This is a genomic window from Pleurocapsa sp. FMAR1, from assembly GCF_963665995.1.
Classification (GTDB): Bacteria; Cyanobacteriota; Cyanobacteriia; order Cyanobacteriales; family Xenococcaceae; genus Waterburya.
The window spans coordinates 3,164,010-3,179,624 of the sequence record NZ_OY762512.1 but is presented as its reverse complement, the minus strand read 5'-3'; the positions used below and the strand labels follow the sequence as shown (position 1 = coordinate 3,179,624).

The following is a 15,615-nucleotide window of genomic DNA, read 5'->3' as shown; positions in this document are numbered from 1 at the left end:
GACACTTTATAACTTGCCGATCAATTTAGGGTATATAGTGTGAGATTTTTAAGACAGGCGTAAACGATCAATAGATTTTTAACAAGATGGTAGAAAAGCAATCAACCGTTGTCGTAACAGGGGCATCTTCTGGAGTTGGCTTGTATGCTGCCAAAGCTCTAGCCCAAAGAGGCTGGCACGTAGTCATGGCTTGCCGTAATTTGCCTAAAACCGAACAGGTGGCAGCAGAAGTAGGTATACCTAAAGACAAATATAGTATTATTCAGCTTGATTTAGCCTCTTTAGACAGTGTGCGTCAGTTCGTAGCCGATTTTCGCGCTACTGGTAAATCTCTCGATGCTTTGGTATGTAATGCTGCCGTTTATCTTCCTTTAGAAAAAGAACCCCAGCGCAGCAAAGAAGGTTATGAGTTAAGCGTTGCTACTAATCATTTAGGACACTTTCTCTTATGTAACTTAATGCTGGAAGATTTACAAAAGTCCTCCGCGCCAGAAAAAAGACTGGTAATTTTAGGTACTGTTACCGCGAACCCGAAAGAATTGGGAGGTAAAATTCCTATTCCCGCACCTCCTAACTTGGGGGACTTAAAAGGTATGGAAGAGGGTTTTAAAGCACCTATTACTATGATTGATGGTAAGAAGTTTAAGCCTGGAAAAGCCTATAAAGATAGTAAGCTTTGTAATATGCTGACGATGCGAGAATTGCACGATCGCTATCATCAGTCTACAGGAATTGTTTTCAATGCTCTTTATCCTGGTTGTGTAGCCGAAACTGGCTTATTCCGCAATCACTATTCCTTGTTTCGGACTATTTTTCCTTGGTTTCAGAAAAACGTAACTAAAGGCTATGTTACAGAGGAGTTAGCGGGAGAAAGAGTCGCTAAAGTTGTCGCCGATTCTGGATTTAATGAGTCTGGAGTTTACTATAGTTGGGGAAATCGTCAGCAGGAAGATCGCGCAGCCTTTAAGCAAGAAATTTCTAATGAGGCAATGGATGACAATAAAGGTAATCGTCTTTGGGAATTAAGCGAAAAACTGGTGGGATTAAACTGATTAGACGGTTAGTTTTTAGCGATCGCGCAGACATAATTATACTAAATCCTCTTGGTACATAAAAACCGAGATTTAGTTATGGTTAATCGTACTTAAATTTACAGGATGAATGGAAATTAATAGCGATTTAGTTTAATCTAGTCTCAAAGAACATCTCGAATGGTTAGATTCACAAGATTTAGCCGAAAAAACTTTTTAGATGTCCTCTGAGTGAGCCTTTTATTTACATCCTTTTTCTGGTTTTACAGAAAATTTAGTTAATGAGCTTTACAATTACACAGTTTTTCTTACAGTAAACTAGAGACAATAAATAAAAAATAGCTTAAACCCGCCAAAGCGAATTAAAAGCTCGTAATATATATATTCTGGGGAACGATTCTAGGAGACCATTGCACACATGGGAAAAGTAGTCGGCATAGATTTGGGAACAACCAATTCCGTAGTAGCGGTAATGGAGGGTGGTAAACCCACAGTAATTGCCAATGCAGAAGGAATGAGAACTACCCCCTCTGTAGTTGGCTTTAATAAAGATGGCGAATTGGTAGTAGGTCAACTTGCCAGACGGCAAAGTGTTCTCAATCCAGACAACACATTTTATGGTGTCAAAAGATTCATGGGTCGTCAGTATAGTGAACTGCAACCAGAATTAAAAAGAGTGCCGTACACTATCAAGCGAGACGAGTTAGGCAACATCAAAATTCGCTGTCCTAAGCTAAAAAAAGAATTTGCCCCTGAAGAAGTCTCCGCTATGATTCTACGAAAACTAGCAGAAGAAGCAGAACGTTATCTAGGAGAAGAAATTACTGGTGCAGTAATTACCGTACCTGCTTACTTTAATGACTCCCAACGCCAAGCAACTAGAGATGCTGGTCAGATTGCAGGGTTAGAAGTACTACGCATTATCAATGAACCGACTGCTGCTGCTTTAGCTTATGGCTTAGATGAACGTCGTCCCCAAACCATCATGGTATTTGACCTGGGGGGAGGAACATTTGATGTTTCTATTCTTGATATTGGTGAAGGCGTATTTGAAGTTAGAGCTACCAGCGGGGATACTCAACTAGGGGGAAATGACTTTGATCGCCGTATTGTAGACTGGTTAGCTGAAGAATTTCTCAAGCAGGAAGGAGTTGACCTCAGAAAAAGCGATCGCCAGGCTCTCCAAAGGCTTACAGAAGCAGCGGAAAAAGCCAAGATCGAACTATCTGGAGTATCGGTTACCGAAATCAACTTACCCTTTATCACCGCTACCGAAGATGGACCTAAGCACATTGAAATTAAGCTAGGTCGTGCCAAGTTTGAAGAACTGTGTGGAGACTTGGTTAGTCGTCTGCGTCGTCCTCTTAAGCGGGCAATTTCGGATGCGGGCATTGGTCCAATGGAAATTGATGAAGTGGTTCTAGTCGGTGGTTCAACTCGCATTCCCATGGTGCAGGAATTGGTTCGTAGCTACATCGATTTGGAACCCAATCAAAACGTTAACCCTGATGAAGTAGTGGCTATTGGTGCTGCCATCCAGTCGGGTATTATGACTAACGAAATCAAAGATATTCTCCTGCTAGACGTTACGCCCCTCTCCCTTGGCTTAGAAACTATTGGGGGCGTAATGAAAAAGCTGTTGCCCCGCAATACTACTATTCCTGTCCGCCGTTCAGATATTTTTTCCACAGGCGAAAACAATCAAACCGTAGTCGAAATTCATGCCCTCCAGGGAGAACGGGAAATGGCAACTGGTAACAAATCCCTGGGCAAATTTAAGCTGACGGGTATTCCTCCCGCCCCCAGAGGTGTACCTCAAGTTCAGGTGTCTTTCGATATTGATGCCAATGGTATTCTGCAAGTCACCGCGCGAGATAAAACCACTGGTAGAGAACAGGGAATTACGGTTTCTGGTGCTTCAACCTTAAGTAGTGCCGAGATCAAACGCATGATTGACGAGGCAGACAAATTTGCCGAGGAAGATCGCGCTAGAAGAGAGAGAATCGAAAAACGCAATCGCGCCAAAGCTTTAACAGATCAGGCACAAAGAAAACTAAAAGAAGTAACCCTTGATTTTGGTAGTCAATTTGCTGGCTACTATCGTCGTCGCATTGATGTTTTGTGTGAAGACATCTTGAAAAGCTTAGAACAAGATGATGAACGCAATTTAGATAGGGCAGAAGCCGACTTGCAAGACACTCTGTATGAGCTAAATCGTGAGGTTAGGCTGCAATATGAAGACGAGGAGGACGATGACTTTTTAGGCGCAATTAAGAAGACATTTTTGGGGGATGACAATAAATTTGATGAGGATTATTCCTACGATCCTCGCGCCTCTGATTACTACGGTGGCAACGATAGTTATGGCTATCCCTCAGAACGTGGTGCTGCTCGTCCCAACACAGGATACGATAATTATGGTGGAGATTATGATACGCAGCCCCGCCGTCCTGCCTATAACGATAGTCGAGATATAGGCTATGATAATGAGTCTCGTCGTCCCAACACAGGATACGATACTTATGAAGATACTGGCTATGGCACGCAGCCGAGTCGCCCTGGCTATGACGATTCCTACGGCAGTTCAGACCAATATGCACCTAGAAAAGAACCACGTAGAACTAGCCGTGGTGGTCGTGACAACCCACCGCCCCAAGACCGTTACAATGGTCGCAATGCTACCCGCAGCAATATGCCCTATGAAAATGACTGGGATGATGAGGACGATGAATGGTTTTAAAAACGTTGCCGATTGAAAGTATTGGCTCAAAGGTGTTACTGTTCATAGCTATGAGCTTCAGAGCTATTAGCTATTAGCTAAAGACTAAGAACTAAGAACTAAGAACTAACAACTGAAGATATGCCAACAGTGCGTAACTATTATGAAATGCTGGGCGTTGATAAAAATGCCCCTAGTAATGAGATTAAAAAAGCTTATCGCACACTAGCCATTAGATATCATCCCGATCGCAATTTGGGAAACAAAGCTGCTGAAGAAAAATTTAAAGACATTAACGAAGCATACGAGGTACTATCAGACCAAACTAGGCGGGTACAGTACGATCAGTCTATTAGCCGTAAAAACTTTGCTAATAAAGGGGCTTCTTTTGGTAATTTTGGACGCAATAATCGCGACAATTCCAGAGGAAGCACGAGAGTAGATAGTCAAGACTATCGCCCTGAAAGAACTAAGCGGGAAAGGGTAGTATCAACCCGTCCTCAGAGTCGAGATATTGAGGCAAAACTAACCTTGGGCTTAGATGAGGCATATCGGGGAGGCAAGCGAAAGATTCGCCTCGAAGACGGTAGATCTTTAGAAGTAGAAATGCCGACTGGCATGATTGACGGGCAGCGGATTCGCCTCAAGGGACAGGGCATTGAAGGGGGAAATCTTTATCTTAAAATTACCGTGGCACGCCATCCCTTCTTTGAGATCCAGGGAGGAAATATATATTGCCAGATTCCGATTACGCCTACAGAAGCAATTTTAGGTAGTGCGATTGAAGTTCCCACTATCGATGGCTTAGTTAAGGTTAGCGTACCTAACGGAGTGCGATCGGGTCAACGTCTGCGCTTGGCAAATAAAGGCTATTTTGATAAATTAGGTAATAGAGGCGATCAGCTAGTAGAAATTCAGATCTTTACTCCTAAAGAAATTAGCCCTGAAGAAAAAGAGCTATATGAAAAACTACGGGAATTAGAACAGTTTAATCCTCGCCAAAACATTATTAAAAATTTATAAGCTGGTTGAATTGAAAAGTTTTATTGGTCAGTATTTTTAATTAGGCAAAAAAAAGCAGGACGCGATCGCGCCATGATTAACAATTTTGAGTAGATCAATGATAATTGTCAAACATATATGACTAAAATACTCGATTCAGTTACTGGTCACTAAGTTGAGCAGTCTGGGCAAAATTTTGGATAAACTCTAAATTCTGATTAGCGATGCCATATTGCTGCAAGTTAACTTGTCTTCCTTGAGATGCTGAAGTAAACAACTCTATTTGCAGATAACTTTCTGGTTTAATTAAAAGACGTTCTGACCATTCAATCGCCGTAATACCAAGCGCAACCTCAATGCCTGACCAATATATCTCAGGATAAATACTATCAACCTGACTTGATTCTAAACGATATAGATCTAAATGATATAAAGGTAAACGACCATCTAAATATTCATTGATTAAAGTAAATGTCGGACTAACTATCGGTTCAACAATACTTAAACCTCGACCAATTCCCTGAACCAAAGTGGTTTTACCTGCACCTAAATTACCAGAAAGCAGAATATTACTCCCCGCTGGCAGATGTTTACCAAGGAGATAGCCAAAATTTTGAGTATCTTGATGGCTTGATAAAAATATGGTTAACATAACTTGAAAATTTGAATTTGGAAACAAGATAACCAACTAGATTCACGATAAATCATAATTATTTTAATCAAATAAAAAAGTTCATCGAAATTTTACAGTAATTAGCAGAACACAATACACTTCCTTTATATTCAGTTGATATATTTATCAATAAGCCAAGTAACTTTAAGTCGGGACAGCAAATCAAGATAGACTAATTAAACTGTTTTGTATTGTTGCTCCCCTTACCTCTTTTGACCATTATCAATATTTCTTAAGTTAGCCAGAAGTAACCTCTACAATCATAACTTCTTAAGCGTTAAATTTTGGGTTGCCACTTGCCACTGTACCATCGCAATAAAACTCTAGCTAACTGAATAGAATTGTGGCGCACATGACCGCGAATGGGATCTTCATCCATGACGTTTGCCATAACTATACGACGGTTGAGTTCAATAATCTCTTGACGATCTAGATAAACTGGATGTGAATTTTCTAGGGCATAGCGTTGTAAAGATACTGTGGTCGGGGGTTTGCCATGCACCAAAACAGCATCAAATAGTTTAACCTTGCTGACGCGATCGATTTCCTTGATGTGATCGGCAACGCTATAACCTTCAGTTTCCCCTGGTTGAGTCATAATATTGCACACATATATACGCGGAACATTAGCTTTGGCGATCGCATTTCTAATTTCAGGAACAAGAAGATTAGGAATAATACTGGTATAAAGGCTACCTGGTCCGATAATAATATATTCTGCTTCTTTAATTGCCTTAATCGCTGCGGGAAGAGCGGGAGGATTGGCTGGCATACAGCCAATAGTTTTAATTTTGCCCTTAGCTTCGGGGATATTAGATTCCCCTTCAATTATCCTGCCATCTTCCATTTCTGCCCACAAACTAACGTCACTCAGGGTAGAAGGTAAAACTTTACCGCTAATTGCCAACACTTTAGAGCTAGCAATTACAGCCTGTTCTAAGTCACCCGTAATTTTGCTCATGGCGGTCAAAAACAAATTACCAAAACTATGACCAATAAGACCATCTCCCGCTTCAAAACGATACTGGAATAGCTCGGTGAGTAATTCTTCCTCGTCTGCTAATGCTGCTATGCAGTTACGAATGTCTCCTGGTGGCAGCACGCCGATTTCTCTTCTCAATCTGCCTGAAGAGCCTCCATCGTCGGCTACTGTGACGATCGCTGAAATGTTGCTACTATACTCTTTCAGACCCCGTAACAAAGTTGACAAACCAGTCCCGCCACCTACCACCACAATTTTGGGACCACGCTTGAGACGACGGCGATCGTGCAACATATCCACTAGCTTTTTACCTTTACCAACTCCTAAAACGTCGGTAATTGAGTCAACAGTGCGGGATTGTCCCCAAAATATCAGAAAAACTCCCGCAATTAAGACTATAGGCCCTGAAATATAGCTGGGAATAACGGTAGTTAGAAATTCTAAAATTCGGGAAACAAAGGATAATATGCGATAAATTGGCGTTAGCTTACTCCAAATAGCAGTACCAACCACCGCCAAACAAAAACCGCCAGCACTCAACAACAGCCAGCGTTTGATAAATAATCCAGGTGCCAGCCACTTAAAGACTCGATTTCTGTGGCGAATATTCTTCTTGATTGGAGAAGATGAGTTTTTCATCTCAGTTTAGGGATATTATTTATTTACCAAGCCAGAGTAGTTATCATAAACAAACATAAACGATTTAGCTTGAAACGACCTAAGAGATTGAAATAACTTATTAACACCGTAATGATTGCCAAGCTGAGAATTGCCAGATTTATCCACCCCAGACAGTGACAAAAATAAAAATATTAGGATTAGATCCAGGCATAGCTACATTGGGATTTGGCACAATTGTTGGTCAACAATCGAGCAAAGTGACAGATTCTACCCTAGTTAAGTTAGATGATTTTGGGATCATTAAAACTCAGGCAAAAACTCCTTTAGGCGATCGCCTTTGTATTATATATGATGATCTTCATACTTTAGTTAATGAGATCCAACCCGATTTAGTGGCGATTGAAAAATTATTTTTTTATCGGATGAGTCATACAATTACCGTAGCTCAAGCAAGAGGAGTATTAATGCTCGTCTTGGGTCAGGCTGGTCTTCCCTATGTTGAGTTTACCCCACCAGAAATCAAGCAGGCTCTAACAGGATACGGTAACGCTGCCAAAATAGAGGTTCAAGAAGCTGTTGCCAGAGAATTATCCCTCGACTTTATTCCCCGTCCTGACGATGCTGCTGACGCTTTGGCGATCGCTATAACCGCTTGGTTTCATCAAAATGTTAACAGTTAATTTTGAGAACTTTAGCGAATGCCGCATTCTGCCTGAGCAATTTTTTGAGACTGAGGATCTGAGGTGAACTTTAAAACCGTTGCAAAAGCCTCTTTAGCAGTAGCAGGCTGTTTAAGTTGACAGTAAATAACTCCTTGATATAGCCAACTCATTATTTTTTGCTTTGGAGCTAAGTTACTAAGCTGTACAATCTGTTCAAAGATTTCAATTGCCTGATTATATTTACCCAAATTATAGAGAGAAATGCCTTTTCCCTGTTGAGCCGATATATAGTTAGGAGAGTTTTCTAGAGCTTGATTGAAAGCGGTTAGTGCTGGTGAATATTGATTGAGTTTAAGTAGGCTGTGACCTTTTTGATTAAAAGCGATCGCTAAATTAGGCTCTGCGGTTGAATTTTGAGACTGATATTCTTTAGTTAAGGCGATCGCCTTTTCACTAGCCCCGATTGCTTTTTCATATTCTTGAAGCTGGAATAAAACTCGACTTTTATTTAGCCAAAAAGTTGCTTCTTTACCATTAAGAGCGGTAGCTTGGTCAAAAGCTATTAATGCTTTTTGATACTGTTTCAAATGATACATAGCTTCCCCTTGACAGTTCCATCCCAAATCAGCTTTTGGCTCGATTAAAATAGCTGTAGAGCAGGAATCTAACATATCTTGATACTGATTTAGACCCATAAAAGCATAGCCACGATTAACCCATATAGGGTGTTTTTGCCCGATCATCGTTGGCAATAACTTGTCATAAGCATCAATCGCCAAAGAATATTGCTTGAGGTTTAGTAAATTGTTGGCTTGCTTAAATTGTTGTATATGAGTGTACTTATCAATTAGTTTAAAGCTTAGCCAGCAAAAACCGCCAAAACAAAGCATTAGCAGAATAACTTTAAGAGAATTATTAGGCTTCACATTCTTAAAACCTTTGGCGTTGCTGAATCCAGACATGGATTTTCTTAATTGAGTTGATTGATGTCCCCTAAATCTTTACTCGAACATTCTTTTTTTGTCAGATTATTATCCAGCTTGCCTGTGCAGCGCGTCTGTCCGCCTTAGAACAAAGCGGATCGAAATTATGTTTCACCATGCGCGGGGATCACCTGATGAAATTAGCAACGCCAAACTTTTTTGCATAATATACATAAAGACAATTCACATCAGAGGTTATGAATAATTGTAAAATTGTCATAGCACCTGCTATTAAAATTACAAAACACTTTTATGACTGCTACTCCTATTAAAGCTTCAGCAAATGTACCAGATGAGCTAGGACGCTTTGGTCCTTATGGAGGGAAATATGTACCTGAAACATTGATGCCCGCTTTAGCTGAATTAGAAACTGCCTATAACAAATACAAAAATGACCCTGAATTTCAAAAAGAGCTACAGGGGTTATTAAAAGATTATGTTGGTAGAGCTAATCCTCTTTATTTTGCTGAACGTCTTAGTCAACATTATGCTCGTCCTGATTTTCAACCTGAAATTTATCTCAAAAGAGAAGACCTAAACCATACGGGAGCGCACAAAATCAATAATGCGATCGCTCAGGCTTTATTAGCAATTCGTATGGGCAAAAAGCGAATTATTGCCGAAACAGGGGCAGGACAACACGGAGTAGCAACAGCCACCGTCTGCGCTCGCTTTGGCTTGGAATGTATTATTTACATGGGCGTAGAAGATATGGAAAGACAAAAGCTCAATGTCTTTCGGATGCGTCTTTTAGGAGCAAGGGTTGAACCCGTTTCGGCGGGGACAGGTACACTCAAGGATGCTACTAGTGAAGCAATTCGAGATTGGGTAACTAACGTTGAAAGCACTCACTATATACTAGGCTCGGTAGCAGGACCTCATCCTTACCCGATGATGGTGAGAGATTTTCATGCCGTAATTGGCAAAGAAACCCGTGAGCAATGTAGCGAAAAGTGGAACGGACTGCCCGATATTATGATTGCCTGTGTCGGCGGTGGTTCAAATGCGATCGGACTTTTTTATGAATTTATCCCCGAAAAGAGCGTGCGTTTGATTGGTGTCGAAGCAGCAGGAGAAAGCGTGGCTTCGGGCAAACACGCTGCTACTTTAACCGAAGGAAAACCAGGCGTGTTACACGGTGCTATGAGCTATCTATTACAAGATACTCAAGGACAAATAATTGAGGCACATTCAATCAGTGCTGGTTTAGATTATCCTGGGGTTGGGCCAGAGCATAGTTATTTAAAAGATACCAAAAGGGCGGAATATTATGCCGTTACTGATATCGAAGCGATCGCCGCCTTGCGTCTTTTGTCAGAATTAGAGGGCATTATTCCCGCCTTAGAAACTGCTCATGCTTTTGCCTATTTAGAAAAACTCTGTCCTCAGTTGACGGGGAAACAAAGAATTGTCTTTAACTGTTCAGGCAGAGGTGACAAGGACGTACAAACCGTAGCCAAGTATTTAGGACAGGAATTCTCTTAAAGAACTGATTAACTGATGTTACGCACTCATCGATCTGTCAGGCTTGGGGATTTGGGGACTTGGGGACTTGGAGACTTGGAGATAGACTTGCTACCTGCGTAGTTTCTCCTCGTCGCCCCGTTGCCTCGTCACCTCGTCTCTTCATCTTCCCGTCACCCCGTCACAGGAGTTAGATTAAATGCGTAACGTCAGTAATTAATGTAAGGGCGAAGGGCTGTTCGCCCCTATTTGGTAGATGTAGCTGGAGAATTGGGAAGTATAGGGGTAAATATAATCTTTATTTTTATTACTCCTATCATGTCTTCCAAGCTCAGACAGCGTTATTTATTATTGTTTGTTTTTGCCATAGTAGGATTATCAACTAGTTTAGTTTTTGACCTTTATCAAATTCCTGCTGTTCTGGCTACAACCTACGAGCAAACAGTTGTTACTTCTAAAAGTGCAGAGAAGCTTGAGGCAGAAGGCAAATATTTTTATTCTCTTAGCCAGTTTGCACACGCTCTCAAGCTCTGGCATCAGGCTGAGTTGATTTATGCTGATTCTGAAGACTCTTTGAGTCAAGCAAGGATTTTGAGCAATCTAGCTTTAGCTTACAGCCAATTAAATAATTGGCAGCAAAGCACAGCCAAGATAACCGCTAGTTTGCAATTACTAAACCAAAAGCCTGAGATTAATTCTCCAGAACACATTCGCGCTTTGGCACAGGTGTTTAATAACCAAGGAATAATCCAGCTAAGTCAGGGAAAAGTAGAACAGGCGATCGCAACTTGGTCACAGGCAAAAGTTAATTATGAAGAGTCTGGCAATGATCTAGGGGTGATTCGCGCATCTATTAATCAAGCCAGTGCTTTTAAGCAATTAGGGCTTTACTATCGTGCTGTAAAAACCTTAGCTGAGGTAAAGAAGCGTTTGGCACAAGAGCCAGATTCTCTGCTCAAAGCTACAGGACTGAGAAGCTATGGTGATATTTTGCGTCTTGTAGGTCAAAATAACCAGTCAAAACAAATTCTAGAACGAAGTTTGGCAATTGCAGCCAAAATAAATGCTCCAGAAGAAGAGGTTAAAACCCTATTAGCATTGGGTAATAGCTATCAACCAGAATCACAAAAAGCTTTAAAAAAGTATCAACAGGGGTTAGAGATATGTCGGCAGCAGCCTAATTGCTTGAGAACTGATTTACCTCTGCAAATTTATTTAGCTCAGATTAATCTTTTATCAAAAACTCGCTCTTGGCAGCGCAGCCAAGAGTTGATTCCTACTATTCAAGCTGAATTTAATCAATTGCCAAATAGTAGAACAAACATCAATCAGAAAATCAATTTTGCCTATAATCTAGTTGAATTAAGGCATATATCGTCATCAAAAGCTATAACGAACAAAGTTCCTACCTTCTCAGCAATAGAGCAATTCCTTGTTAATACGCTTCAGCAGGCAAAGGCTCTAGATTATATCAAAGCCCAATCCTATATCTTGGGGTTACAAGGACAGATCGAAGAAGATCGAGATTGGCAGAATGCCCAGAAATACACGCAACAGGCTTTAGTTTTAGCTCAAGACCTAAATGCACCAGAAATTATTTATCTTTGGCAATGGCAATTAGGTAGAATTAATCGGGCTTTAGGAAATCGTTCTCAGGCGATCGCTTATTATTCTCAAGCGGTAGAAATGTTACAATCTCTAAGTCAAGATCTGGTTGCTATTAATCCTGATATTCAATATTCATTTAGTAGCAGTGTTGAGCCTGTTTATCGAGAATTGGTAAGCTTGTTACTAGAAGCCGAACCAGGAAAAGAAGTCAGTCAGGCTAATCTAGAAGGAGGCAGAAAAGTTATTGAGTCTCTTCAGTTAGCTGAATTAAATAACTTTTTTAGAGAGGCGTGTTTAGATGCTCAAGCAGTAAATATAGAAAGCATAGATGCTCAAGCAGCCGTAATTTATCCGATTATTTTAAGCGATCGCCTAGAAGTAATTCTCAGTTTGCCCCATAAACCACTCAAGCATTATCAAGCAGACATCTCACAAGTTGAATTAGAAAAAATTATTGCCCAATTACGTCATAATATTGTAGTACGAAGTCGCCGTAATTTCTACAGTCCAGCCAGCAAGCTGTATGATTTGCTAATTCGTCCTGCTTTAGAAGATCTAGCTAACAGTCAAATTAAGACTTTAGTTTTTGTTCCTGATGGAGCTTTTCGTAGCATTCCTTTAGGAGCTTTATACGATGGTCAAAAATTTCTGATTGAAGACTATAGCATTGCTTTGACTCCTGGGTTGCAGTTACTCGCTCCCCATCCTTTAGAACAGGTTAAATTAAAAACAATTATCGCCGGATTAACTAAAAGCAGACAAGGTTTTTCTGCGCTAAATTATGTTGAATCTGAGCTAAAAGAAATAGGAAATATGGTTGATGGTGTTACTCTGCTGAATCAAAATTTTACAGCTAAAGCCTTGCAGCAAGAAATTAAATTTACCGACTATCCGATTGTCCATATTGCTACTCATGGTCAGTTTAGTTCGACCTTAGAAGATACTTTTCTTCTAACCTGGAATAAGCGTATTAATATTAACGAGCTAGACAGTATTTTACAGACTAGAAATCCTAGTCAAGATAATGCCATTGAACTTTTGGTTTTAAGTGCCTGTGAAACAGCATCAGGAGACAAACGGGCAGCCCTAGGATTAGCAGGAATGGCGGTGCGCGCTGGAGCAAGAAGCACTTTAGCCACTCTTTGGTCAGTCAACGACCGTGCAACTTCCAAACTTATGAGCGAGTTTTATCATGAATTAGCTGATAAAAAACTTCCCAAGGCAGATGCCGTCAGACAAGCACAACTATCTTTACTTCATAGCTCCTGGTACAAACATCCCTTTTATTGGGCTCCTTATGTACTATTAGGAAATTGGCTCTAAAAGTAGATCCAGATCGATTTTGATGGCGATTAGCGTAGCGATCTCCTTAATTCTCCATCTGTTTCGCTATCGGAATGCTTTGCGATGTCGAACCATGCGCGGGAGTCTTTCCTCTTTTCGCGTTGCCTGAGCGTTGGTCAATCCGATCTCTATACTAGGTATCTATAGTTGGCAAGTAGGGAAAGTCTCTTAAGTATTATTATTTAAAACCTCTAAGATAAAAATAGTCCTGATTTAATAACTAACTATCACCCAAATGCCAGATTTAGAAAAAATTGCTAGGCAGCTAGAAAGCCCTAATTCTAAGGATCGTTTATTGGCTTTAACTTCCTTGAGACAAGTTGCACCAGAAGACGCTGTTCCCTTAATTAAAAAAGTTTTAAATGATGAAATACTTCCTGTACGTTCGATGGCGGTATTTGCTTTAGGCGTAAAGCCAACCGAGGAATGTTTCCCACTGCTAATAGATTTACTGGCAACCGATCCAGATTATGGCATTCGGGCAGATGCAGCAGGGGCATTGGGCTACTTAAATGATATTCGCGCCTTTGAACATCTGGTGAGAGCATTTTATGAAGATGACAATTGGCTAGTCAGATTTAGTGCTGCGGTTTCTCTCGGTAATTTGCAGGATATTCGCGCCAAGGAATTATTAATGGAGGCTTTAGATAGTGAGGAAGTAATTCTTCAGCAGGCAGCGATCGCAGCCTTAGGAGAAATCAAAGCCACCGAAGCAGTAGATAAAATCCTTACTTTTGCTGGTTCAGAAGATTGGTTAATTCGCCAAAGGTTAGCAGAAGCACTCGGTAATTTGAAAACAGAGAAAAGCATATCTGCCTTGAAGTTTTTAGCTAAAGATATACACCCCCAAGTAAAAGAAGCAGCAGAAATATCCTTGAAGCGTTTAGAAGAAAATTAAATTTCATTTTGATTATTCTCAGACTTACGCAGTGTACAAATTAGATATTCTGTAGATCGATATAATTTGGTTGCTTCAAGCAGCGATCGCTGATAACTAATTACTGATTACTAACAAGGGGGATTGTGAGTTGTCAAAAAAGGAAGCTAAAAATAAGACAGAGTTGGAACAAACGCTTTTTAGCTTTGAAGAAATTACGGCTGAGTTAAATTATCGTCAAGCTCAAAATTCTTTACGGGATGTAATTAGTAATATCGATCTAACTGCCGAAGAACAAGCTGGCTTAGAATCAGAGATCGATCGCTTGAGTTTTATGCTTGATAAGCTAGAGCATTCGGTAGTGCAGATTGCAGCTTTTGGCATGGTAGGTAGAGGCAAATCTTCTGTCCTAAATGCCTTGGTAGGGCAAAATATTTTTCCCACAGGCGCGCTTCACGGAGTAACTCGCAGTATAGATACGATAAACTGGCATCTAACCCCAGAACAAATTGCCGAAACTTCTGAAAATCTTCAACGCCTGATCATCCCAGGCAAAGCAGGACAAATTCAACTAATCGATACTCCAGGAATTGATGAGGTTAACGGCGAAGCCAGAGAAGCTTTGGCGTGTGATTTGGCTAAACGAGTCGATCTAATCTTATTTATGGTTTCAGGGGATATTACCCAGGTGGAATATCGTGCTTTAGCAAAGCTCAGAGAAGCAGGTAAACCAATGCTGTTGGTGTTTAATAAAATCGATCAATATCCCCAAGCCGACAGGCTAGCTATCTACCAAAAAATAAAAGAAGAGAGAGTTAAAGAATTAATTTCCCCCGATGAAATTATTATGGTGGCTGCATCGCCGATTGAAGTTAGAGGGATAAAAGATAAAGCAGGCAAAATTAAGGTGCAGCGGATTCTAGGAAAACCACAGGTAGCATCTTTGCAGCTTAAAATTCTGGAATTATTACACCGTGAAGGAAAATCTCTGGTGGCTCTTAACAGTATGCTGTTTGCTGATGAAGTAAACGAGCAGCTACTACAGCGTAAGCTGGCAATTCGTGATCAGGCTGCCAATGAGCTTATTAATAAGGGAATAATGGTCAAAGCGATGGCGATCGCTCTTAATCCCGTCACGGCGATCGATTTGTTCTCTGGAGCAATTATTGATGTGGGGATAATTATTTCTCTATCCCGTCTGTACGGCATTACCATGACTCAATCAGGAGCAGTAAAACTTTTAAAGAGTATTGCTTTGAGCATGGGGGGAATTAGTGCAAGCGAACTGCTTGCCACTCTAGGATTAAGCTCTCTTAAAGGAATTTTAGGCTTGGCTATTCCTGCCACGGGAGGTTTGTCCCTTGCTCCCTATTTATCTGTGGCGATCGCTCAAGGGGGAGTAGGGGGTGTATCTTCTTACGCTATTGGGCAGATAACAAAAACCTATCTAGCCAATGGAGCATCCTGGGGAGAACAAAGTCCTAAGGTAGTAGTCCAAAAAATTCTTGATTCTTTAGATGAAGAATCAATTCTCAATCGTATTAAATCTGAATTGAAAGCAAGGTTAACTAATCGCTTAAAGTCCAATTAGTTTTCAATCGTTTCGACCTACCAAAAGAGTAAAAAAAAGGATACAGTATTTACCATAT

The 15,615-nt window shown here is 40.7% G+C and carries 11 protein-coding genes; 8 read left to right on the top strand and 3 right to left on the bottom strand.

The window, feature by feature from the left end; genetic code table 11:
- The first annotated feature begins 86 nt into the window (after positions 1 to 86).
- From SLP02_RS15415 to SLP02_RS15405, 3 genes are all read left to right on the top strand, one after another.
- The gene (locus SLP02_RS15415) at positions 87 to 1,052 is read left to right on the top strand and encodes a protochlorophyllide reductase (protein ID WP_319421573.1); all 966 of its coding nucleotides are present in this window, start codon (positions 87 to 89) and stop codon (positions 1,050 to 1,052) included.
- 397 nt (positions 1,053 to 1,449) lie between these two features.
- Positions 1,450 to 3,771 (top strand): molecular chaperone DnaK, encoded by a 2,322-nt coding sequence (dnaK, locus tag SLP02_RS15410; protein WP_319421572.1) that lies wholly within the window; start codon positions 1,450 to 1,452, stop codon positions 3,769 to 3,771.
- Between the two features lie 120 nt (positions 3,772 to 3,891).
- Positions 3,892 to 4,773, top strand: coding sequence for a J domain-containing protein (locus SLP02_RS15405; RefSeq protein WP_319421571.1), 882 nt, complete (start codon positions 3,892 to 3,894; stop codon positions 4,771 to 4,773).
- A gap of 139 nt (positions 4,774 to 4,912) precedes the next feature.
- Here SLP02_RS15405 and tsaE read toward each other — a convergent pair whose 3' ends face one another.
- Complete coding sequence (gene tsaE / locus SLP02_RS15400; RefSeq protein WP_319421570.1) at positions 4,913 to 5,404, bottom strand: tRNA (adenosine(37)-N6)-threonylcarbamoyltransferase complex ATPase subunit type 1 TsaE; 492 nt, start codon at positions 5,402 to 5,404, stop codon at positions 4,913 to 4,915.
- A 298-nt stretch (positions 5,405 to 5,702) separates the two neighbouring features.
- Positions 5,703 to 7,046, bottom strand: a complete 1,344-nt coding sequence (locus tag SLP02_RS15395) for a gluconeogenesis factor YvcK family protein (RefSeq protein ID WP_319421569.1) — start codon at positions 7,044 to 7,046, stop codon at positions 5,703 to 5,705.
- A gap of 155 nt (positions 7,047 to 7,201) precedes the next feature.
- On the opposite strand from SLP02_RS15395, the gene ruvC reads away from it, so the two are divergent.
- A complete protein-coding gene (gene ruvC / locus SLP02_RS15390) occupies positions 7,202 to 7,708 on the top strand; it encodes a crossover junction endodeoxyribonuclease RuvC (protein ID WP_319421568.1) in 507 nt (168 codons plus the stop codon).
- A gap of 11 nt (positions 7,709 to 7,719) precedes the next feature.
- On the opposite strand, the gene SLP02_RS15385 is transcribed toward ruvC, so the two are convergent.
- The gene (locus tag SLP02_RS15385) at positions 7,720 to 8,652 is read right to left on the bottom strand and encodes a tetratricopeptide repeat protein (protein ID WP_319421567.1); all 933 of its coding nucleotides are present in this window, start codon (positions 8,650 to 8,652) and stop codon (positions 7,720 to 7,722) included.
- Between the two features lie 273 nt (positions 8,653 to 8,925).
- On the opposite strand from SLP02_RS15385, the gene trpB reads away from it, so the two are divergent.
- The 4 genes from trpB to SLP02_RS15365 all read left to right on the top strand — a co-directional run bounded on the left by trpB (position 8,926) and on the right by SLP02_RS15365 (position 15,557).
- Positions 8,926 to 10,158 (top strand): tryptophan synthase subunit beta, encoded by a 1,233-nt coding sequence (trpB, locus tag SLP02_RS15380; protein WP_319421566.1) that lies wholly within the window; start codon positions 8,926 to 8,928, stop codon positions 10,156 to 10,158.
- A gap of 297 nt (positions 10,159 to 10,455) precedes the next feature.
- The gene (locus SLP02_RS15375) at positions 10,456 to 13,068 is read left to right on the top strand and encodes a CHAT domain-containing protein (RefSeq protein WP_319421565.1); all 2,613 of its coding nucleotides are present in this window, start codon (positions 10,456 to 10,458) and stop codon (positions 13,066 to 13,068) included.
- Positions 13,069 to 13,324: 256 nt separating this feature from the next.
- Positions 13,325 to 13,987 carry a HEAT repeat domain-containing protein gene (locus SLP02_RS15370; protein ID WP_319421564.1) on the top strand — a complete coding sequence of 221 codons (663 nt, stop codon included), beginning with the start codon at positions 13,325 to 13,327 and terminating at the stop codon, positions 13,985 to 13,987.
- 130 nt (positions 13,988 to 14,117) lie between these two features.
- Entirely contained in the window at positions 14,118 to 15,557 is a 1,440-nt protein-coding gene (locus SLP02_RS15365; RefSeq protein WP_319421563.1) for a GTP-binding protein, read from the top strand.
- The last annotated feature ends 58 nt before the right edge of the window (positions 15,558 to 15,615 follow it).

Excerpts from the sequence above, each read along its gene's own strand:
- tsaE (WP_319421570.1), bottom strand. The coding sequence starts at position 5,404 with ATGTTAACCATATTTTTATCAAGCCATCAAGATACTCAAAATTTTGGC.
- trpB (WP_319421566.1), top strand. The coding sequence starts at position 8,926 with ATGACTGCTACTCCTATTAAAGCTTCAGCAAATGTACCAGATGAGCTA.
- dnaK (WP_319421572.1), top strand. The coding sequence starts at position 1,450 with ATGGGAAAAGTAGTCGGCATAGATTTGGGAACAACCAATTCCGTAGTA.
- SLP02_RS15405 (WP_319421571.1), top strand. The coding sequence starts at position 3,892 with ATGCCAACAGTGCGTAACTATTATGAAATGCTGGGCGTTGATAAAAAT.
- SLP02_RS15370 (WP_319421564.1), top strand. The coding sequence starts at position 13,325 with ATGCCAGATTTAGAAAAAATTGCTAGGCAGCTAGAAAGCCCTAATTCT.
- SLP02_RS15375 (WP_319421565.1), top strand. The coding sequence starts at position 10,456 with ATGTCTTCCAAGCTCAGACAGCGTTATTTATTATTGTTTGTTTTTGCC.
- SLP02_RS15415 (WP_319421573.1), top strand. The coding sequence starts at position 87 with ATGGTAGAAAAGCAATCAACCGTTGTCGTAACAGGGGCATCTTCTGGA.
- SLP02_RS15385 (WP_319421567.1), bottom strand. The coding sequence starts at position 8,652 with ATGTCTGGATTCAGCAACGCCAAAGGTTTTAAGAATGTGAAGCCTAAT.
- SLP02_RS15395 (WP_319421569.1), bottom strand. The coding sequence starts at position 7,046 with ATGAAAAACTCATCTTCTCCAATCAAGAAGAATATTCGCCACAGAAAT.